Annotated in this window: 16 protein-coding genes and 1 tRNA gene; 8 read left to right on the top strand and 9 right to left on the bottom strand. The window is 65.2% G+C overall.

Annotation, left to right across the window (positions count from 1 at the left end):
• The first annotated feature begins 38 nt into the window (after window positions 1-38).
• The 3 genes from VSX79_RS07900 to VSX79_RS07890 are packed head-to-tail and all read left to right on the top strand — an operon-like array spanning window position 39 to window position 3,983.
• On the top strand, window positions 39-560 hold the full coding sequence (locus tag VSX79_RS07900; protein WP_326915106.1) for an RNA polymerase sigma factor: 522 nt from the start codon (window positions 39-41) through the stop codon (window positions 558-560).
• Window positions 550-1,488: a FecR family protein gene (locus VSX79_RS07895; RefSeq protein WP_326915105.1), complete on the top strand. Its 939-nt coding sequence runs from the start codon at window positions 550-552 to the stop codon at window positions 1,486-1,488. The genes VSX79_RS07900 and VSX79_RS07895 overlap by 11 nt, the downstream gene beginning before the upstream one ends.
• Window positions 1,470-3,983 carry a TonB-dependent receptor gene (locus VSX79_RS07890; protein ID WP_326915104.1) on the top strand — a complete coding sequence of 838 codons (2,514 nt, stop codon included), beginning with the start codon at window positions 1,470-1,472 and terminating at the stop codon, window positions 3,981-3,983. The genes VSX79_RS07895 and VSX79_RS07890 overlap by 19 nt, the downstream gene beginning before the upstream one ends.
• A gap of 127 nt (window positions 3,984-4,110) precedes the next feature.
• Here VSX79_RS07890 and VSX79_RS07885 read toward each other — a convergent pair whose 3' ends face one another.
• From VSX79_RS07885 to VSX79_RS07855, 7 genes are all read right to left on the bottom strand, one after another.
• Window positions 4,111-5,250 (bottom strand): acyl-CoA dehydrogenase family protein, encoded by a 1,140-nt coding sequence (locus VSX79_RS07885; RefSeq protein WP_179496568.1) that lies wholly within the window; start codon window positions 5,248-5,250, stop codon window positions 4,111-4,113.
• 111 nt (window positions 5,251-5,361) lie between these two features.
• Entirely contained in the window at window positions 5,362-6,555 is a 1,194-nt protein-coding gene (locus VSX79_RS07880; RefSeq protein WP_179496570.1) for an acyl-CoA dehydrogenase family protein, read from the bottom strand.
• Window positions 6,556-6,703: 148 nt separating this feature from the next.
• On the bottom strand, window positions 6,704-7,603 hold the full coding sequence (locus VSX79_RS07875; protein WP_326915103.1) for a PAS domain-containing protein: 900 nt from the start codon (window positions 7,601-7,603) through the stop codon (window positions 6,704-6,706).
• Window positions 7,604-7,700: 97 nt separating this feature from the next.
• Entirely contained in the window at window positions 7,701-9,329 is a 1,629-nt protein-coding gene (locus VSX79_RS07870) for a TadG family pilus assembly protein (protein ID WP_179496574.1), read from the bottom strand.
• A gap of 2 nt (window positions 9,330-9,331) precedes the next feature.
• Window positions 9,332-9,775: a TadE/TadG family type IV pilus assembly protein gene (locus tag VSX79_RS07865; RefSeq protein WP_179496576.1), complete on the bottom strand. Its 444-nt coding sequence runs from the start codon at window positions 9,773-9,775 to the stop codon at window positions 9,332-9,334.
• 159 nt (window positions 9,776-9,934) lie between these two features.
• Entirely contained in the window at window positions 9,935-10,810 is an 876-nt protein-coding gene (gene yghU, locus VSX79_RS07860) for a glutathione-dependent disulfide-bond oxidoreductase (RefSeq protein ID WP_179496578.1), read from the bottom strand.
• Between the two features lie 73 nt (window positions 10,811-10,883).
• Window positions 10,884-12,062, bottom strand: coding sequence for a CaiB/BaiF CoA transferase family protein (locus tag VSX79_RS07855; RefSeq protein WP_326915102.1), 1,179 nt, complete (start codon window positions 12,060-12,062; stop codon window positions 10,884-10,886).
• Window positions 12,063-12,205: 143 nt separating this feature from the next.
• Between VSX79_RS07855 and VSX79_RS07850 the strand changes: the two genes are divergently transcribed.
• Window positions 12,206-15,448, top strand: a complete 3,243-nt coding sequence (locus VSX79_RS07850; protein ID WP_326915101.1) for an amidohydrolase family protein — start codon at window positions 12,206-12,208, stop codon at window positions 15,446-15,448.
• A 92-nt stretch (window positions 15,449-15,540) separates the two neighbouring features.
• A tRNA-Ser gene (locus VSX79_RS07845) sits at window positions 15,541-15,630 on the top strand.
• 65 nt (window positions 15,631-15,695) lie between these two features.
• Here the strand turns inward: VSX79_RS07845 and VSX79_RS07840 are convergent.
• The gene (locus VSX79_RS07840; RefSeq protein ID WP_218844315.1) at window positions 15,696-16,322 is read right to left on the bottom strand and encodes a Yip1 family protein; all 627 of its coding nucleotides are present in this window, start codon (window positions 16,320-16,322) and stop codon (window positions 15,696-15,698) included.
• 179 nt (window positions 16,323-16,501) lie between these two features.
• Here VSX79_RS07840 and hspQ point away from each other — a divergent pair, with 179 nt between their 5' ends.
• Window positions 16,502-16,876: a heat shock protein HspQ gene (hspQ, locus tag VSX79_RS07835; protein WP_179496584.1), complete on the top strand. Its 375-nt coding sequence runs from the start codon at window positions 16,502-16,504 to the stop codon at window positions 16,874-16,876.
• A gap of 7 nt (window positions 16,877-16,883) precedes the next feature.
• Here hspQ and VSX79_RS07830 read toward each other — a convergent pair whose 3' ends face one another.
• On the bottom strand, window positions 16,884-17,756 hold the full coding sequence (locus tag VSX79_RS07830) for an ABC transporter permease (protein WP_179496586.1): 873 nt from the start codon (window positions 17,754-17,756) through the stop codon (window positions 16,884-16,886).
• A gap of 118 nt (window positions 17,757-17,874) precedes the next feature.
• Between VSX79_RS07830 and VSX79_RS07825 the strand changes: the two genes are divergently transcribed.
• Both VSX79_RS07825 and VSX79_RS07820 read left to right on the top strand, forming a co-directional pair.
• A complete protein-coding gene (locus tag VSX79_RS07825; protein WP_326915100.1) occupies window positions 17,875-18,555 on the top strand; it encodes a GcrA family cell cycle regulator in 681 nt (226 codons plus the stop codon).
• A 10-nt stretch (window positions 18,556-18,565) separates the two neighbouring features.
• A complete protein-coding gene (locus tag VSX79_RS07820) occupies window positions 18,566-18,964 on the top strand; it encodes a PaaI family thioesterase (RefSeq protein ID WP_326915099.1) in 399 nt (132 codons plus the stop codon).
• The last annotated feature ends 37 nt before the right edge of the window (window positions 18,965-19,001 follow it).

Below are 19,001 nucleotides of genomic sequence, written 5' to 3'. Positions count from 1 at the left end.
CTGACCGACGGAAGATGGCGTTCCAAAGCAAGCAATCCATGACCAAGTCGCGAGATCGAACCGACGCCGCCCAAGGCATCGAAGGCGTGTTGCTTGCCAACCGCGACCGCATCGTGCGCTTTCTGGAAGTTCGCGGTGCGGGCGACGGTGCCGAGGATCTGTTCCAGGACCTTTGGATGCGGCTGACCGATCGGCGGACCGGACCGATTTCGGACCCTCTTCCCTATGTCATGCGCGCGGCGAACAATCTGATGCTCGACCGCTACCGTTCGGTGCGCCAGAGCGAGCTTCGCGACAAGGCATGGGGCGAAGCGTCGGCGGCGCAAAGCCCGTCGAGCGAAAGCGCGATGATTTCGCGCGAGCAACTGGCGCTCGTTGAATCCGCGATTGCCGCGACGGGTGAACGACCCGCCAGGATTTTCAGGCGTTTTCGTGTCGATGGCGTTCACCAACGCGATATCGCCGGTGAAATGGGGGTCAGCCTGAGCACCGTCGAAGCCGATCTGCGCAAGGTCTATGCAAAGCTCGCCGAAATCCGGAGGCAGTTCGATGCAGGTTGACCCGACGAACGCCGAGGCGCGCGCGATCGACTGGCTGGTTCGCCAGCGCGATCCGGACTTCACCGATTGGGACGGCTTTGCCGACTGGCTGGCCGAAGACAGCGCGCACGCGGCAATTTACGACGCGGTCGCGAGCTTCGACCGCGACCTTGACGCATTGCCGCCCGCGCCCGCTCCATCGGTCACGATCGTCCCCGACGCGCCCGCACGCCGCCACCCGTCGCGGCGGACCTGGTTCGGCGGCGCGGTCGCAGCGGCGCTGGTCGGCGCGATCAGCCTGTCGAGCCTGGGCCTGTTCGGTAATGACGGCCGGATCGAGACGCTCGCGGGCGAGCATCGCACCGTCGAACTCGCCGACGGGTCGAAGATAGAGATCAACGGCGCTTCGGTGGTCGAAATCGACGAGGATCGTCCGCGCTTCGCCCGGCTCGAATCGGGCGAGGCGATGTTCCATATCGTGCACCGCGACCAGGATCCCTTTGTGGTCGAGACAGGCGGCGCAAAGATCGTCGATCTTGGCACGGCATTCAATGTCGTGCGCCGCGATCGCCAGACATCGGTGGCGGTGTCCGAAGGCATCGTTCTCTATAACCCCGATCGCGACAATGTCCGGCTCGTCGCGGGCAAGGGCATCGAGGCGCGCGACGGCGACAGCCGCCCGCCAGCGGTGAGGGATGTCGATGTCGCGAATGTCGGCGGCTGGCGTAGCGGCCTTCTGGTCTATAACGGCACGCCGCTCGCCATCGTCGCCGAGGATCTGAAGCGCACCGCCGGGATGCAGGTGAGCATTGCGCCGGATGCGAGCGACCTGTCGTTCCGTGGCGCGCTGATCATCGACAAGAACCGCGACCGAACGATCGCCGACCTTGCCGCGCTGTCGGGCACGAAGGCTGCTCGGCAAGGTGATGGATGGATATTGACCCGCTGACCATGCACCCGCGCCTTTCCTTTGCTGTGGCAGCGATAGCGCTGTGTCTGCCCACGCAGGCGCTGGCGGCGGAGGAACGCGCGTTCAACGTGCCGAAAGGCAGCCTGTCTGCGGCGCTTCCGTTGATCAGCCGGCAGGCGGGCGTCAGCATCAGCGTCGCCGATGCGAAGCTCTGGCGCGCGCGCGTCAAACCGGTGCGCGGGCGGATGAGCGTCGAAAGGGCGATCCAGCGCCTGCTCGACGGTTCCGATGCGCGCGCGGTGCGGGTCAGCGCGACGAGCTGGCGCATCGAACGGCGCCCCGTCCCGGCGCGCGTCACGAGAGCCGCCCCTCCGCCAGGACCGGCGCCGCAGCCGCGGGCTCGCGAGCCGTCGAACCACATGATCGCAGCGGCAGCCGACGAGATCATCGTCACCGCGTCGAAGACCGACCTTCCGCATTCGCATTTCGCCGGCGTCGTCACCCAATTGGATGGCGGCGATTTGGCGTTTGGCGGCGAGCGCGGGATGGATTCGATCCTCTCGCGCACGGCGACCGTTTCTTCGACCCATCTGGGTTCGGGGCGCAACAAGCTGTTCATCCGGGGCATCGCCGATTCGAGCTTCACCGGCCCGACGCAATCGACCGTTGGCCAGTATTTCGGCGATATCCGCCTCAGTTACAATGCGCCCGACCCCGACCTGCGGCTGTACGACATCGACAATGTCGAAATCCTCGAAGGACCGCAGGGCACGCTCTATGGCGCCGGATCGCTCGGCGGCATCATCCACGTCGTGCCGAAAGCGCCCGATCCGCGCGCGATGACCGTCCAGGCTATCGCCGGCCTGTCGATCACCCAGCATGGCGATCCCGGCGGCGACATAGCGGCGATCGCCAACCTGCCGGTGGGCGAGGACGGCCATGCCCTGCGCCTCGTCGGCTATATGCTGACCGACGGCGGCTATATCGACAATCCACTGCGCGGGCAGAACGACGTCAACAGGGTTCATGTCCGCGGCGGAAGGGGCACGTTCCGCCTCGAAGCCGGCGACGGCTGGACGATCGATTTCGGCGGCATATATCAGGCGATCACCTCCGACGACGCGCAATATGCCGACAAGGACGCGCCGCCGCTGACCCGCGCCTCGATGGTCGAGCAGAACGCGACCGCGCGTTACGGCATGGGCACGATCGTCGTGATGAAGGATTGGGGCGATCTGTATTTCCAGTCGTCCAACGCGTTCATCGACCATCGACTCTTCGAACGGTTCGACGCGAGCCTTCCCGAATCCAGACGCGGCGACGGACAGGACGCCGGCGTCGCCGTGGGCGCGGTCGATGTCGAACGCCTCTTCGCGCCGATCGAGATCACGCCGATGGCGGACGTCCCGCGCGTGCTCGACCAGCATAACGACACGCGCATGTTCGTCAGCGAGAACCGCCTGTCGCGGCCCTATCACGACGGGCTCGGCTGGGTGGTCGGCGCGAGCTTCATTCGCAACCGCGCGCGGCAGGACCGCGATTACGGCTATGGTCCGCTGCGCGCAGTCCTGCCGGGCGTGACCAACCGGATCACCGAGGTGACCGGCTATGCCGAAGCGACCGTCGAAATCATGCCCGACCTGATCGCCTCGGGTGGCCTCCGCCTGTCGCACGCCCGGCTGGGCGGCGAGGCCGAAGGCGTGTCCTTCGCTTTGGCCGAAGCGAACCGGGCGACGACCGCATCGCGCGACGAAACGGACCTCCTGCCCTCGGTCTCGCTGCTTGCGACGCCGCTCGACAATGTCAGGCTCTATGCGCGTTATCAGGAAGGTTTCCGACCCGGTGGCCTTGCCGTCGACGGGAATTTCGTCCGGCGCTTCCTGAACGACAAGGTCCGCACATGGGAAGCGGGGATGCGGTTCGGCGACAGGGGCCGAAGCCTGCTCGACGCCAGCGTTTCGATCTCGCACAGCCGATGGCACAATATCCAGGCGGACTTCATCGACAGTAGCGGCTTTCCGACGACGGCCAATATCGGCAATGGCCGCATCACCAGCCTGTCCGGCGCCGTCGCGATGCGACCGACCGCCGCGCTGACCTTTGAACTCGGCGCGGTCTACAACCACAGCCGCGTCGACGATCTTTCGCCCCAGATATTGCCCGTGTTCGCGGCAACGCCCGCGCGGCTCGGGCGGATCCCCAATGTCGCGAGCCACGCTGTGCGCGGGTCGGTGAACTACGCCACCGTGATCGGTGACGAGGATTTCCGCGTGAACGGCTGGGCGAACTATGTCGGGCCGTCGCGCCTCGGAATCGGCCCGGTGCTTGGCGAAAGCCAGGGCGACTATGTCGATACCGGGCTCGCCATGCGGGTGGGTAACGAACGCCGAGGCCTCTCGCTGACGCTCACCAATCTGTTCGATTCGCGCGGCAACCGCTTTTCGCTGGGGACGCCGTTCCTCGAAGGCAACGAAGGCTTCCTTACACCGTTGCGCCCGCGCACACTCCGGATCGCGGTGGACGTCGCATATTAGCGAATATCGGTAAGGGGTTGGTATCTGCTACAGCCCTCTCCCCTGAAGGGGAGAGGCCAAAACCCTTCAATGTCTCCGGCCGGTCGCGCTCATCGATGCCCCTCCCCGCCAGAAGAGGGACTACCGGTCAATCCGCGAGCACGATCCGCTCATAGCGCTCCATATGGAAGTCGGCGCTGCCGAACTGCCCCTCGATCATCGTAGCCCGCTTGAAATAATGGCCGATCGCCAGTTCCTGCGTGATGCCGATGCCGCCGTGGGTCTGGATCGCATTCTGTCCGACGAATTTCGCGCCGCGCGCGACCTTGTTCTTCGCCGCCGAGACCGCCGCCTTGCGCTCATCGGCAGGCAGGCCGAGCTTCAGCGTCGCCATGATCGTCATCGAACGGGCCTGTTCGACCTCCATGAACATGTCGACCATGCGGTGCTGCAGAACCTGGAACTTCGCGATCGGCACGCCGAACTGCTTGCGCTGCTGTGTATATTCGAGCGTGCCTTCGTGCAGTTTTTGCATCACGCCGGTCGCCTCGGCGCAGACCGCGACGGTCGCTTCGTCGACGATCTGTTCGATCAGCGGCAGGCCCGTCCCCTCGCCCCCGAGCAGCGCTTCGCCGGGAATAGCGACATTCTCGAAATAGATTTCCGAGGCGCGGCTGCCGTCGACGGTCGGATAATCACGGCGCACGATGCCGGGCAGGTTGGCGTCGATCAGGAACAGCGACACGCCATCCTTGTCGCGCTGACCGCCGCCGGTGCGCGCGGTGACGAGCAGGTGCGTCGCCCAGGGCGCGGCATAGACGACACCCTTGTGACCGTTCAGCACATAGCCGGCGCCGTCCTTTTTGGCGGTCGTGCGAAGGTTGGCGAGGTCGTAACGCCCCTGAGGTTCGGCATAGGCGAAAGCGACGATTACATTGCCCGCGATGATCTCCGGGATCATCGCGTCGGCCTGCGCGCCGCCGACGGCCTTCAGGGCGCCCCCCGCGATGACGACGGTCGGCAGATAGGGCTCGATCCCGATGACCTTGCCCAATTCCTCCATCACGATCGCGTTTTCAAGCGCGCCCCCGCCGAGCCCGCCATGCTCCTCGGCAAAGGGCGCGCCAAGCATGCCGAGTTCCTGCGCGAGCGCGGTCCAGATCGCGGGATCGCGGCCCGTGTCGCTGCCGGTGAACTTCTGCCGCGTCTCGAAATCATAGGTATCGCCGAGGAAGCGCGACAGCGTGTCACGGATCATGTCCTGTGTTTCGGTGTAAGTGAAATCCATTGTTCTAATCCTCGATTTCATCGTCATCCCGGCGAACGCCGGGATCTCGCCGCCGCGTCGTGGCGAGAGGCCGAGATCCCGGCGTTCGCCGGGATGACGTCAATTATGTGATCAAAGGCCGAGCACCATCTTCGCGATGATGTTGCGCTGAATCTCGTTCGACCCGCCATAGATCGTCGTCTTGCGCATGTTGAAATAGGTGGGCGCCGCGCGATGCGCATAGTCCGGCCCGATCGGATGCTCATTGTCGCCTTCGCCGAAACCGCGGAAATAGGGCGCGCCATAATGGCCGACGGCCTCGAGCGTGAGTTCGGTCAACCGCTGCTGGATCTCGCTGCCCTTGATCTTGAGCAAGCTCGATTCGGGGCCCGGCCCCTTGCCCGCGTTCGCGCCGGCAAGGCTGCGGAGTTCGGTGAATTCGAGCGCGGTCAGGTCGACCTCGAGTTCGGCGAGCTTGCGCTTGAAGAAAGCGTTGGCGATCAGCGGCTTGTCGCCGTCGAGCTCGGTGCGGGCGATGTCCTTCACCTTCTCGATCCCGCGCTTCGACGCCGCGACGCCGGCGATCCCGGTGCGTTCGTGCGCGAGCAGGAATTTGGCGCAGGTCCAGCCCTTATTCTCTTCATAGACGCGCTGCGACACCGGCACGCGGACATCTTCGAGCCACACCTCGTTGACCTCATGCTCGCCGCCCAATGTGATGATCGGGCGCACGGTGATGCCGGGCGACTTCATGTCGATCAAAAGGAAGGAAATGCCCTCCTGCTGCTTGGCGTCCTTGTCGGTGCGGACGAGGAAAAAGCCCCAGTCGGCGTGCTGCGCGAGCGTCGTCCAGGTCTTTTGCCCGTTGACGATATAATCGTCGCCGTCACGGACCGCCGTGGTACGCAGCGAGGCGAGATCCGAACCCGATCCCGGCTCCGAATAGCCCTGGCACCACCAATCCTCACCCGACAGGATGCGCGGCAGGAAATGCGCCTTCTGCTCGGGCGTGCCGAAGGTGTAGATGACCGGGCCCACCATCGCGAGGCCAAAGGGCATCAAGCGGATGCAGTCGGCGCGCGCGGTCTCTTCCGACCAGATGAAACGCTGCGTCGGCGTCCAGCCGGTGCCGCCATATTCGACGGGCCAAGCGGGCGCGATCCAGCCCTTCTTGTACAGGATCTTGTGCCAGGCGAGGAAATCCTCCTTGGACAGCTCTTCGCCCTCATCCTGTTTGCCGCGCAGTTCGGCGGGGTAATTTTCGGCGATGAAGTCGCGCACTTCCTGCTGGAAGGCGAGATCTTCGGGGCTGAATTCCATGTCCATCACGAATCTCCCATCGGGCACTGGCGCCCTTATAATAAGCGCTCACCTTTACGTAAACGGCAAGTTGCGACTTGCAACGTTTCGCGGGCGATGATTGCGCGCAATGGGAGGGCTTGTCCAGCCGCGGGCTAAGGGGTGAAGGCTACGGTTAGTCGGCGCCGCGCGTGACGAGTATGACCGCGCCTTCGCTGGCATAAGGCCCGCGCACCTCGGCAATCGTCAGCGTGACGTCGACCGCTTCTCCCCCACGCGTCACCATCTGCGACGACAGCCGCGCCGGATTGCCCGAGCGGAAAACCGATTCCAGCGCCTCGACGAAGGCCGCGCGCTGCCCGACGGGCAAAATGGCGGAAAATCGAACGCGGCGGATCGCGACGGGATCGACTCCGAGCAGGGCGACGACCATCGCATTGGCCGATTCGACACTCTCGCGAACGGATATGCGGACATGGCCGATGCTGCCATCGGTCTCGATCGCATCCAGCGTCGCAGCCCGCACGTCGGTCGCCGCGAAATCCTCCATCGCCGCGCTGACATCGCGCAGCACGATCGCGCCGCCGACGGGTAGCGGAACCAGATCGACATGCAGCCACTGGCGTGGACGCAGCAGTCCGGGCACATCGGCCGAGAAGCGTTCGCGATGGTCGAGCAGGCGGGCGATGTGATGGCAGATAAGACTGTCGCTGAACGACGGCAGCGCGGTCGTCAATGCTTCGCCGATCAGGCCGGCCGCCGGCATCTCCAGCATATCGGACGCGGCAGGATTGACTGCGGCGATGCGCCGCTGCCGGTCGATCAGCATCGCCCCGTCGCGGATCGATTCGACCAGCCCGGCCAGCGAAGCCTGCAACAAATCGGACGCTTTGGCCACGTCGCGCGCCGCTCCCCCGTCGAGCCGGCGATAATCGTCGAGCGAGATCAGCACATGCGCGTCCTCGCCATGATGCGTCACGACGACCGGCTTGCGCGCCGACTGCAATCGCCAATTGGCGAAGCCGCGGATGAAATCCGCCGCCGATACGCGTTGTGGTTCTTGCGCGGCTGCCACGATTCCCCCCGAAGTCACCGATCTCTGGATCCTTATAGGAGCCCGAACGGATGGTTGGCGGCGCATTAGGTCCCTAATGGGGCCACTCTGCGCGGGATCAGACCAGCCGCGACTTGCCGCAGCGCAGCGCGTTGACTCGCGTATCGGCCTGTCCGACCTGCAAGCCGAGCAGTCCGGTCAGATCCGACAGCACGCTATCGAGCACCGGCGCCGCAAGCGCGACGGTCTCGCCGACGATCGTGGTCAAGGCATTCAGGTTGAGAACGAGGCCGAGGACGTTGACGTCGAGTTCCATCTCGTCCGCCAGCGACTCCGCCGCGCCTGCGACCAGCCCCGTGCTCGACACCGTCTTCACCCGCCCCTCTTCGATCTCGCTGCGCGAGAAGGCGACGGGCTTTTCGCCAAGGTCGGACAGGGTCAGTTGGGCCCCCGCATTGACGCTGACCAGCGGCAGCTTCACCACCCGCGCGGGCTGCGGATCGAGCGGGCGCTGCATGTCCTGAAAATCGCCGTCGGGAACCGTACCGATCGCCACCATCGCCGGAGACGTCACGACCCCCAGCGACACCGCGGCGCTGCTGTTCGGCGCGCAGTCGATGTCGGTGATCCGCGCCGACGCCGATCCGAGCTCCGCAAGTAGCGGTACATGGACGCTGGCGAGCGGCGTGGCGACACGCGTATCGATCTTCAGGCGAACTTGCGCGGTGCGGATGATGACATCGTTGGTGTCGGTCACCGCGATCAGCGGGGAATCGGCGGGAGGCTCGCCGACCAGCAGCGCGACATCGATGCCCGATCCACCGGGCAGGCTGCTCGCAAGCGACAGATCGACCTGGCGATTCGCATTGCCGAGCAGCAGCATGGTGCGAAGCAGGCTGAGCGCATTGACCTTGACCGGATTGGCAGCATCGACGCGGATGCTCGACGAACGCGGCCCCAGGTCGATCGCCCGCGACGGCAGCAGCGCGCGCGGGAGCGCGCTGTCGGCGATATGCTCGAGGGCGCTTGCTGCCTGCCCGTCCGACGCGCGGGCCAGTGCCGACACCACCTGCGGCAGCGTCGCCTGCGTGTTCAGCGTCTGGCCGAAGGTCAGGACATCGGCGTCGAGTTCGATCCTGAGCGCGTCCGAAAAGGCGAGCAGGTCGATATCGGTGCTGGCAAGCGCATTATAATCCATCACCGACAGGCTGACCTCGCTCCCGGTCAGGCTGGACAGCAACGCATTGGGCAGGCCGCCGTTCAGCGCCGCCACGCGCGATCCGAGCGAAAAGGCGGCATAGCCTCGCCGCGCACCGGTCGCGGTCGCGCGGATGATGCTGTCCTGCCGGCCGGTCAGGAAGCTGCCGAAGAACAGCGGGCGATCGCGCGTCAGCGTGACGCGTATCGCATTCGGCGATGCCCCCCCGCCGGTGAAGCGCTGTTCCGCCGCGATCGACGGATCCGCCGTATAGGTGCCGGGCGTGAGCGCGGCGATTTCGATGCCGCAATCGCAATTGGCCGCGATGATCCGTTCCGCCGCCGTCCGCTCTTCGCCCGGCCGTCCCGCCGCCGCCATTGCCGCGGCATCGGCGATGCCCTGCAGTTTGCGGCGATCGAGATAGAGCGAGCCAAGATCGACCGCGAACGCCGCCGACCCGATCAGCATCGTCATCCCGAAAGCGGTCGTGATGCTGATGCTTGCGCGGCGGCTGTGGACAAGGCGGCACAGGAGGGAAAGCATTGCCATCGTCAGTCGACCGGCAGTTCGAAGGTCGCGCTGGCACGAATGACATGGTCCGGCGATGGCACGAAGCTCGACCGCAGGAAGCTGTCCTGTGGCGCGGTGTAGGTGACGGCGACGGTGATCGCTTCGCTCGTTTCGGACACCGCGACGCTGTGCGTGCCGCCGACGGTCTGAAGGCTGCGCGCCACCGCGCGGGTCGCGACCGCGCTACGGTCGGCGAGGTCAAGGCCGACGATCGAGGCCCGCGCTCCATCGTTGGCGGCCTGCTGCACATTATGCGCGAGCATGAAATATTGGCCGTAGACGAGCACGCCCATCAGCAGCGCGAGGAGCAGCGGCAGCACCAGCGCCATTTCGACGATGGCGGCGCCGCGCTCCCCGCGCGCCAGGGTAAGGCCAGTCCGGGCAATCTGGCGGACGCGCCGCGAAAGTCGTTGGAAGTCTGCCATGCGGTCAGAATGGCGCGAGGCAAATGAAAGCGGCGTCGAGAACACCCGACGCCGCCTTTATGTATTTTGCGCGATTTTCGGCTCGCGCCGCATAGCGGCAATCGGCGGTTGTTGCTGCGTCGTTAATCGGCGCGCCGTGCGCCTACCCGCAAAATGTGATCATTCGGCATCCTGCAGCTTGTCTTGCGTGCGCAGGTCGAAGTCCGACGCATCGTGACGCTCGCGCAGTTGGCTCGCAGGATCGCCCGTCACGCGGTTCACCATGCGACCGCGTTTGACCGGCGGGCGCGCCGCCAGCTGGTCGGTCCAGCGCTGGACATTCTTATATTCGTCGACCTGCAGGAACTCGCCCGCGTCATAGACGAGCCCCTTGGCGAGCGCGCCATACCAAGGCCAGATCGCCATGTCGGCGATCGTATAGTCGGCGCCGGCGATATATTCGCTCTCCGCAAGACGCCGGTCGAGCACATCGAGCTGGCGCTTCACTTCCATCGCATAGCGGTTGATCGGATATTCCTGCTTCGTCGGCGCATAAGCGTAAAAATGGCCAAAGCCGCCGCCAAGGAACGGCGTGCTGCCCATCTGCCACATCAGCCACGACAGCGTTTCGGCACGCTTCGCGGTATCGGTCGGCAGGAAGGCGCCGAATTTTTCGGCAAGATGGATCAGGATCGCTCCCGATTCAAAGACACGGATCGGTTCGGCGCCGCTGCGGTCGATGAGCACCGGGATCTTGCTGTTCGGATTGGCCGCGACATAGCCGCTCGAAAACTGGTCGCCCTCGCCGATGTTGATGAGCCACGCGTCATATTCGGCGCCGCTATGGCCGGCCGCGAGCAGCTCCTCGAGCATCACCGTGACCTTCACGCCATTGGGCGTGCCGAGCGAATAGAGCTGGAGCGGATGCTTGCCGATCGGCAGTTCCTTGTCGTGCGTCGGCCCCGCGACAGGGCGATTGATGTTCGCGAAACGACCGCCGCTTTCCTTGTCCCATGTCCAGATTTTCGGCGGCACATATTCGCTGTTGTCGGTCATAGAAAGCTCCTGCGCTTATTTTTATACTGACCGGTAACTTAATAGGCGATTGCCTTTTGTCCACCCCGCCCGCTCAAATAATCTTCGCTGCGCGCAAAGCCGCGATCGCTTCGGCATCATAGCCGATCCCGGCGAGGATCGCGTCGCTATGCTCCCCCACCCGCGGCGCGCGGCTTGGTGTCACCTTGTCGCTCGACGACAGGCGGATCGGCGCACGGATTACCGGCACCGCCGCCGCCGCTCCCGGATAATCGACCGGCTCGACCAGCCCCATCGCCGCGACCTGCGGCTGCGCCAGCACCTCTCCCGCGCGCAGGACCGGCGCGGCCGGGACGCGCCCTGCCGCCAGTTCCGCGATGGCATCGGCGTTCGTCCGCTCGATGCACCAACGCTGCATGATCGCACTCAGCTCCTCGCCATTATCGCCGCGAAGGATGTCGCTGGCGTAGAGCGGGTCGTCGACCAGTTCGGGACGCCCGACGAGCCCGGCCCAGCGCGCGAAGATCGGCGCGCCGACGATCTGGGTGATGATCCAACCGTCGCGGGTGCGGAAAACGTCAGTCGGCCCAGAGCTGAAGCTACGATTGCCGATCGGCTCGCGGTCGATCCCGTTCAGCGCATGGTCGATCGTCAGCGCGTTCGACAGCGCTAGCGCGGTACCGAGCAGCGATCCCGACACGCATTGCCCCTTCCCCGTCGCCTCACGCTCGCGCAGCGCCAGCATCACCCCGAAGGCACAATGGAGCGCGGTGCCGAAATCGACATAATTGACCTGCGCGCGATAGGGCTGGTCGGGCGAGCCCGTGAGATGCACCGTGCCCGACATCGCCTGCCCGACCGCATCGAACCCGACGCGGCTCGCGAGCGGCCCTTCGCTGCCGAATGCCGACGCGGTCGCGAGAATGATGCGCGGATTGGTCGCAGAAAGGCTTTCATAATCGAGGCCGAGCTTGACGAGCGCATCATGCGGCAGGTTGGCGATCACGACATCCGCCGTCTCGACCAGCCGCCGGACGATCTCGCGTCCCTCGGGGCTTCCGGGCTTCAGCGTCAGGCAGCGCTTGGCGCGGTTCATCTGCATGAACATCGCGCCCGATCCATCGTCCGCGACCGGCACGGTGTAACGGTCGTCGTTGCCGCCGGGCGCCTCGATCCGGATGACATCGGCGCCATAATCGGCGAGCAGGGCCGCGCAATAGGGGCCAGCGATGTAACGGCCGAAATCGAGTACGCGGATTCCTTGCAGCGCCACGCCTTACCCTCCCGATAGCTTTTCGTTCGAGCCGGGCTAGCAGCCACCCGTCGAGCCTGCCAGCGCCTTCGTCGAAAGCTGCCGCTTGCATGTTCGCGTCCGAACCATATGGTCGTCACATCATTTCAAACGGGGATAATTTCATGGCGCGCTTCGCTTTCGCCCTCGCGGCGACTCTGGCTTGTTCAACCTCGGTATGGGCGCAGAGCGCTCCCGCTCCGGCGGCCGCAACGGATGCGAAGGAGGACAAGTGGGACGTCAACGCCCCGCCGGGGCTCGCGACGCGCAAGGTCCAGCTATCGGTCGACGAAGGCAGCTGGATGAACGTCGACGTCGCGCCCGACGGCCGCACGATCGCGTTCGACCTGTTGGGCGATATCTATACGATGCCGATCGAAGGCGGCACGCCGACACGCATCGCCGAGGGGCTGGCCTTTGAGCACCAGCCGCGCTTCTCACCCGACGGCAAGCGCATCGCCTTCGTCTCCGACCGTGCCGGCGGTGACAATATCTGGCTAATGAACCGTGACGGTAGCGACAAGCGCCAGATTTCGAAGGAGGATTTCCGTCTGCTCAACCAGCCGAGCTGGTCGCCCGACGGCCAGTTCCTCGTCGCCAAAAAACATTTCACGACAGGCCGCTCGCTCGGCACCGGCGAAGTGTGGATGTATCATGTGTCGGGCGGCGCCGGCGTGCCGCTGGTCAAGAAACCCAATGAGCAGCACCAGAAGGAACTGGGCGAGCCCATCTTCTCCGCCGACGGCAAGAGCGTCTTCTATACGCGCAACGTCACCCCCGGGCCGATCTTCGAATATGCGCAGGACAGCAACACCGACCTCTTCCATATCGAGCGCTACAGCCTCGACGATGGAGAGGTCAGCACCGCGGCCTCGGGGCCCGGCGGCGCGGTCCGGCCGACGCCATCGCCCGACGGCAAGCGTCTGGCCTTCGTGCGGCGCGAAGGCACGCAGTCCAAGCTCTATGTGAAGGACCTCGCCTCGGGCGCCGAAAAGAAGGTTTATGATGCACTCGATCAGGATGTGCAGGAAACCTGGGCGGTGACCGGCGTCTACCCGAACATGGCGTGGACGCCCGACAGCCGCGACATCGTCTTCTGGGCCGGCGGCAAGCTGCGCCGCGTGAACGGTGACGGTGGCGAGGCGCGCGTCATCCCGTTCAGCATCGGCGACGACCGGGTGATCGTCGACGCGACGCATCCCGCGGTCGAGGTCGCACCCGACAGCTTTGCGACGCAAATGCCGCGCTGGGCCGAAGTGTCGCCCGATGGCCGCAGCGTCGTCTTTGAAACGCTCGGCAAGCTCTGGGTCAAGCCCGCCACCGGCGGCACCGCGCGGCGGCTGACGAACGCGAGGGACGGCGCCATGGAGCTGTGGCCAAGCTGGTCGCGCGACGGCAAGTCGGTCGTGTTCGTGCGCTGGACCGACGCGGGCATGGGCGAAATCCACGTTACCGGCGCGGGCGGCGGCGCGTCGCGGAAGCTGACCGCGGCGCCCGGTCATTATGCCGAACCGCGCTTCTCGCCCGACGGCAAGACGATCGTATTCGAACGGCGCGGTAGCGGCGGGCTGACCTCGGCGCGCTGGAGCGAGGACCCCGGCGTCTATCTTGTCGCCGCGGCGGGTGGCACAGCCGAACGGATCAGCAGCGATGGCGCCAAGCCGCAATTCGGCGCGGCAAGCGACCGCGTCTTCATGGTCACGGCGGGCGGCGGCAAGAGCCAGCTCGTGAGCACCGACCTTCATGGCGAGGACAAGCGCGTCCATGCCAATGGCGAGCTCGTCAGCGATTATGAAATCTCGCCCGACGGCCGCACGCTCGCCTTCCGGCAGAATTACGACGCATATGTCACCCCTTTGATGCCCGGCGGACAGGATGTGGCGCTCGGCATCAAGAGCGGCGCGCTGCCCGTAACCCGCGTTTCTGGAAGCGGCGCCGAATATATGCACTGGTCGGACGGCGGCCGCCGCCTGCACTGGAGCCGCGGCGCGACGCTGTTCAGCACCGATCTTGCCAGCCTCTTCACCAACGCCCCCGCCGATGAAAAGGCGCCGAAGTTCACCCCGCCGACCGACGGCGTGTCGCTGTCGATGACGCAGGCGGCGGCGAAGCATAAGGGCATCGTCGTCATCACCGGCGCCAGGATCGTGACCATGGCCGACAAGGACGGCGGCGTGATCGAAAATGGCGCGATCGTCATCGACGGCGACCGCATCACCGCGGTCGGTCCGGCGGGTGCAATCACTGTTCCCGCGGGCGCGGTGACCGTCGATGCGACGGGCAAGACGATCGTCCCCGGCTTCGTCGACGCCCACGCGCACGGGTCGCACGGCGACGACGAACTGGTGCCGCAGCAGAATTGGTCCGAAATCGTCAATCTGGCGATGGGCACAACGACGAGCCACAACCCCTCGTCGCGCGCGTCGGAGATTTTCGTCTCGTCCGAAATGCAGCGCGCGGGTCTGATCCTCGCGCCGCGTATCTTTTCGACCGGCGAGGTCATCTATGGCGCCAAGGCGGCGGGCGTCTATGCCGAGATCAACGGCTATGACGACGCGCTCGCACACGTCCGCCGGTTGAAGGCGCAGGGCGCGCACAGCGTCAAGAATTACAACCAGCCGCGCCGCGATCAGCGGCAGATGGTCGTAAAGGCCGCGCAGGTCGAAGGCCTGACCGTCGTGCCCGAGGGCGGCTCGCTGTTCACGCAGGACGTGACACTGATCCAGGACGGCAACTCGACGGTCGAGCACAATATCCCGCTCCACACCTTCTACAAGGACCTGGTGCAGCTGTGGGGGCAGACGCAGGTCGATTATACCCCGACCCTCGTCGTGACCTATGGCGGCCCCGCCGGTGACCCCTATTGGCGCGCGCATACGAACGTCTGGGAGCATCCGATCCTGACCCGGCATATCCCGCCGACAGAACTCGCCGCGAACAACAAGCGCCGCGTGATCGCGCCCGAGGGCGATTATGTCGACGATGATTCGGCGCGCGAGGCGGGCAAGATCGCAGCAGCGGGCCGCATGGTGTCGATCGGTGCGCACGGCCAGCAGTCGGGTCTCGGCGCGCATTGGGAAATCTGGTCGTTCGTGCGCGGCGGGTGGAGCAATATCGACGCGCTTCGCGCCGCGACGATCATGCCCGCAACGTCGCTGGGCTATGGCAAGGACGTCGGATCGCTCGAGGCGGGCAAGCTCGCCGACCTGCTGATTCTCGACGCCGACCCCACGCAGGACATCCGCAATACCGAGAAGATCCACCGCGTGATGCTCGGTGGGCGGCTCTACGATCCGCTCACGATGAACGAAGCCGAGACGGGCGATAGCAAGCGCGCACCCTATTGGTGGGAGGCCGACAAGCCCTGATCGGCGCGCCCCGCCAGCGGCGGACCCGCGAAATTGTGACGAGAGGGTTGCAAGTCTCGCGGACCGCCGCTAGGGGCGTCTCCTCTCAGCGAGGAGAGTTGGCTGAGTGGTCGAAAGCGTCGCACTCGAAATGCGAAGTGCCGGCAACGGTACCGAGGGTTCGAATCCCTCACTCTCCTCCATTTTTCCCTGAATTCGACCATCAGGCGTGCAGCCGCCCCGACCTCTGCCGGGACGGCTGGGAGGATCAACCCCGGATGCTGAGCAGCGACGGCGCGGTCAACGATGCGACGACCGCACCGACGATCAGGAACAGCACGATCGCGACGATGACGACGACCGCCGTATAGCCGAGCGCCTTGTCTTCGGGCGCCTTCATCAGCACCGGCAGGCCGAGGTAGAGAAGATAGAGCCCATAAAGGCCGAACAGCGCCCCGATCAGCCCCAGCGCGGGAACCAGGCCGAAAATCGCGCCGACCCAACCCGCCGTTCCCGAATAGGCCGCAACCTTCAGCGCCTGCACCTGATCCTTTTGCCCGCCGAAATTCGGCGCCAGCCCGTCGATGACGAGCGCGAGGATGAAGACCGTCGCGAGCGTGAGACCGTAAGACAGAAGCGCCGAACCCAGCGCGGTGCCGATCGGCGGATGATAGGTGACGCCAAAGGCGGTAAAACCGAAGACCTGCCCACCGATAAATTGCGCGATCGGTCCGATCGCGGCGAGCACAACGACATAGGGAACATAGATCGACTGCGTCGTCGCCGGCTCTGCCGCAATGACCGGCCACGTTTCCTTCGGCTTGAGCAGAATGTCCTTCGCGCGCTGGACGATGCCCGAAGCGGGTCCGGAGATATTGGGTGGTACGTCAGCCATGATGCTTCTCCCCTGAAGGTGCGGCCCCGCAACCCGAATGGGAAATGCACCAGCCAGAGGAGCAGCTTAGCCCCGATGGCCAATGCATCTGTAACCCTGATCACAGCCGATTCGGCGAACCGCGGCCGACTTCAATGTAACGGACTTGAAACAGGCGTAAACAGCCATAGATTGACCATATGACACCCGAATCCTCTTCCGAGCTTCCCGCAGCCGTTACCGCCCCGCTGATCGGCCGCGCGCGCTTCGCGCCGGGCGACATCGTGCGCCACCGCATGTTCGACTTTCGCGGCGTCGTGTTCGACATCGACCCGGTCTTCGCGAACACCGACGAATGGTATGAGGCGATCCCCGAGGAAATCCGCCCTGCGAAGGAACAGCCCTATTACCACCTGCTCGCCGAAAACGGCGATTCGTCCTATATCGCCTATGTCAGCCAGCAGAACCTCGTCGCCGACGGCGAAGGCGGACCGATCGACCATCCGCAGATCGAGGCGATGTTCGACGGACTTGACCACGGCCGCTACCGCGTCCGTGCGATCCACCGCCACTGAGCAGACGTCAGGCTTTCAGCTTCCAGCCTGACGCGAGCAGGCGATAAGTGACGAGGCCGAGCAGGATATTGACCGCCACAAGCACGAGCACCGCGGTCAGCACCGGATTGGCGATCGTCGAATCGACCGTGCCGATGAAGCCGTAGCGAAAGCCCATGATCGCATAATAGACGGGATTGCCGTGCGCGATCGTTTGAAACCAGGGCGCCAGCTTGTCGACCGAATAGAAGGTGCCCGACAGCAAGGCGAGCGGCGTAACGACAAAATTGGTCACGGCGGCGGCATGATCGAACTTTTCGGCCCATACCGATGTCATCAGACCGAGGAAACCGAGCATCATCGCACCCAGAATGCCGAAAACCGCCACGGCCCACAGATGATCCGCGCCGACATGGACACCGGGCCAGAGCAGCATGGCGAGCCAGAGCGCGAATCCGACGAGGAGCGCGCGGGTGATCGCCGCGCCGACCAGCGCGATGATCAGCTCGCCGACCGCGAGCGGCGGCATCAGATAGTCGACGATCGTTCCCTGGATCTTGCCTACAAGGAGCGAAAAGCTGGAATTGGCGAAGCTGTTCTGCAGCATCGCCATCATGATCAGGCCGGGCGCGATGAAATCGGCGAACGGTACGCCGATCACGGTGCGCCCCGCACCGCCGAGCGCGACGGTGAAAATGACAAGGAAAAGGAGCGTGGTGATTGCCGGAGCCCAGATTGTTTGGAGCTGGACCTTGAAAAACCGCCGCACCTCCTTGACATATAGCGCCTGCATACCCGGCACGTTCAGCGTGTGGATGTGCGGAACGCCTGGTTCGGCGAAAGCCGGACCTGGGCGGATATTCGCTGAGTCGGGGTTCGAAATTTGGGGCTGGTCGTTCATGGCGTTCTCGCCTATCGCCTCCCCGATCTTACCGCAAGCTGGGCCGTGACGACATCGATCCGAAAGGATCGCGATACGGACGATATGGCCCGCTGCGTGGAATGATGAGGAATTTTAGATGTCATGGACTGACGAGCGCATCGAACAGCTGCGCAGCATGTGGGAAAAAGGCCTGACCGCGAGCCAGATCGCCGACGAACTCGGCGGGGTCAGCCGCAACGCGGTGATCGGCAAGGCGCACCGCCTCGGCCTGAAATCGCGCCCCTCGCCGGTCAAGGCGACCGAAAAGGTCGCCAAGCCGGTCAAGGCGGCCGCGCCTAAGCCCGCGGCGCCCGCCGCCGCGCCGCGCCCCGCGGCGCCGGTTGCACCGCGCCCCGCGGCCGCGGCGCCAAGGCCCGAACCCAAGCCGGCGGCCCCCGCATCGAACGAAGACGGCGTCGAAGCCGCTCCGAAGCCCGACGCGCCGCGTATCGTATCGATCGGCCCCGGCGGTTTCATTCGTCAGGGCCCCGGCGACCAGCAGGCGCCGATCCCGCCCGCACCGCCGCGCCGGTTGGTGCCCGCAAAGCCGAGCCCCGAAATCGCCGACAAGACGAGCCTGCTCGACCTCAACGATCGCATCTGCCGCTGGCCGATGGGGCATCCCGGCGAGCCCGATTTCCATTTCTGCGGTGAAGCGGTGAACCCCGGCTTCCCCTATTGCGTCGAGCATTGCGGCCGCGCTTATCAGGCGCAGCTGCCGCGCGGCACGCGCCGTCCGCCCCCGCCCCCGCCCTTTGGCGGTCCCCGAGTTCGTTAAGACGCGTTCGGTGAGGCCCTTCGGGCAGGATTTCGAATTTGCCCGCGCGCTCGGCCTGCAAATGGTCGAGCGCGGCGACGGGCGCTGCACGATGGCGATCGACATCGAGCCGCATCGGCATTTCAGCCCACAGGGCGCGGCGCATGGCGGCGTCGCCTATTCGCTCGCGGATACGGCGATGGGGGGCGCTCTGACGAGCATGCTCGCCGAGGATCAGTGGTGCGCGACGCTGGAAATCAAGTTCAACTATCATGTCCGCGTCGGTGAGGGCCGACTGACCTGCGAAGCCGCGGTGCTCCACCGCGGCAAACGCGTCGCGAACATCGAGGCGCGCCTTTATCAGGACGGCCGGCTCGTCAGCAGCGCCAACGGCAATTTCGCGATCTTCGCGGCGCCGCACGCACGATAGGCAAAGGAAAGGCGCCGGATCCGCTGATCCGGCGCCT

This window comes from Sphingopyxis chilensis, from assembly GCF_035930445.1.
Lineage (GTDB): Bacteria > Pseudomonadota > Alphaproteobacteria > Sphingomonadales > Sphingomonadaceae > Sphingopyxis > Sphingopyxis chilensis.
The sequence above is the reverse complement of the archived record's forward strand: the minus strand, read 5'-3'. Positions and strand labels throughout refer to the sequence as shown.

Excerpts from the sequence above, each read along its gene's own strand:
- VSX79_RS07890 (WP_326915104.1), top strand. The coding sequence starts at position 1,470 with ATGGATATTGACCCGCTGACCATGCACCCGCGCCTTTCCTTTGCTGTG.
- VSX79_RS07895 (WP_326915105.1), top strand. The coding sequence starts at position 550 with ATGCAGGTTGACCCGACGAACGCCGAGGCGCGCGCGATCGACTGGCTG.
- VSX79_RS07830 (WP_179496586.1), bottom strand. The coding sequence starts at position 17,756 with ATGAACGACCAGCCCCAAATTTCGAACCCCGACTCAGCGAATATCCGC.
- VSX79_RS07840 (WP_218844315.1), bottom strand. The coding sequence starts at position 16,322 with ATGGCTGACGTACCACCCAATATCTCCGGACCCGCTTCGGGCATCGTC.
- VSX79_RS07825 (WP_326915100.1), top strand. The coding sequence starts at position 17,875 with ATGTCATGGACTGACGAGCGCATCGAACAGCTGCGCAGCATGTGGGAA.
- VSX79_RS07850 (WP_326915101.1), top strand. The coding sequence starts at position 12,206 with ATGGCGCGCTTCGCTTTCGCCCTCGCGGCGACTCTGGCTTGTTCAACC.
- VSX79_RS07885 (WP_179496568.1), bottom strand. The coding sequence starts at position 5,250 with ATGGATTTCACTTACACCGAAACACAGGACATGATCCGTGACACGCTG.
- hspQ (WP_179496584.1), top strand. The coding sequence starts at position 16,502 with ATGACACCCGAATCCTCTTCCGAGCTTCCCGCAGCCGTTACCGCCCCG.
- VSX79_RS07865 (WP_179496576.1), bottom strand. The coding sequence starts at position 9,775 with ATGGCAGACTTCCAACGACTTTCGCGGCGCGTCCGCCAGATTGCCCGG.
- VSX79_RS07900 (WP_326915106.1), top strand. The coding sequence starts at position 39 with ATGACCAAGTCGCGAGATCGAACCGACGCCGCCCAAGGCATCGAAGGC.
- VSX79_RS07880 (WP_179496570.1), bottom strand. The coding sequence starts at position 6,555 with ATGGACATGGAATTCAGCCCCGAAGATCTCGCCTTCCAGCAGGAAGTG.
- yghU (WP_179496578.1), bottom strand. The coding sequence starts at position 10,810 with ATGACCGACAACAGCGAATATGTGCCGCCGAAAATCTGGACATGGGAC.
- VSX79_RS07870 (WP_179496574.1), bottom strand. The coding sequence starts at position 9,329 with ATGGCAATGCTTTCCCTCCTGTGCCGCCTTGTCCACAGCCGCCGCGCA.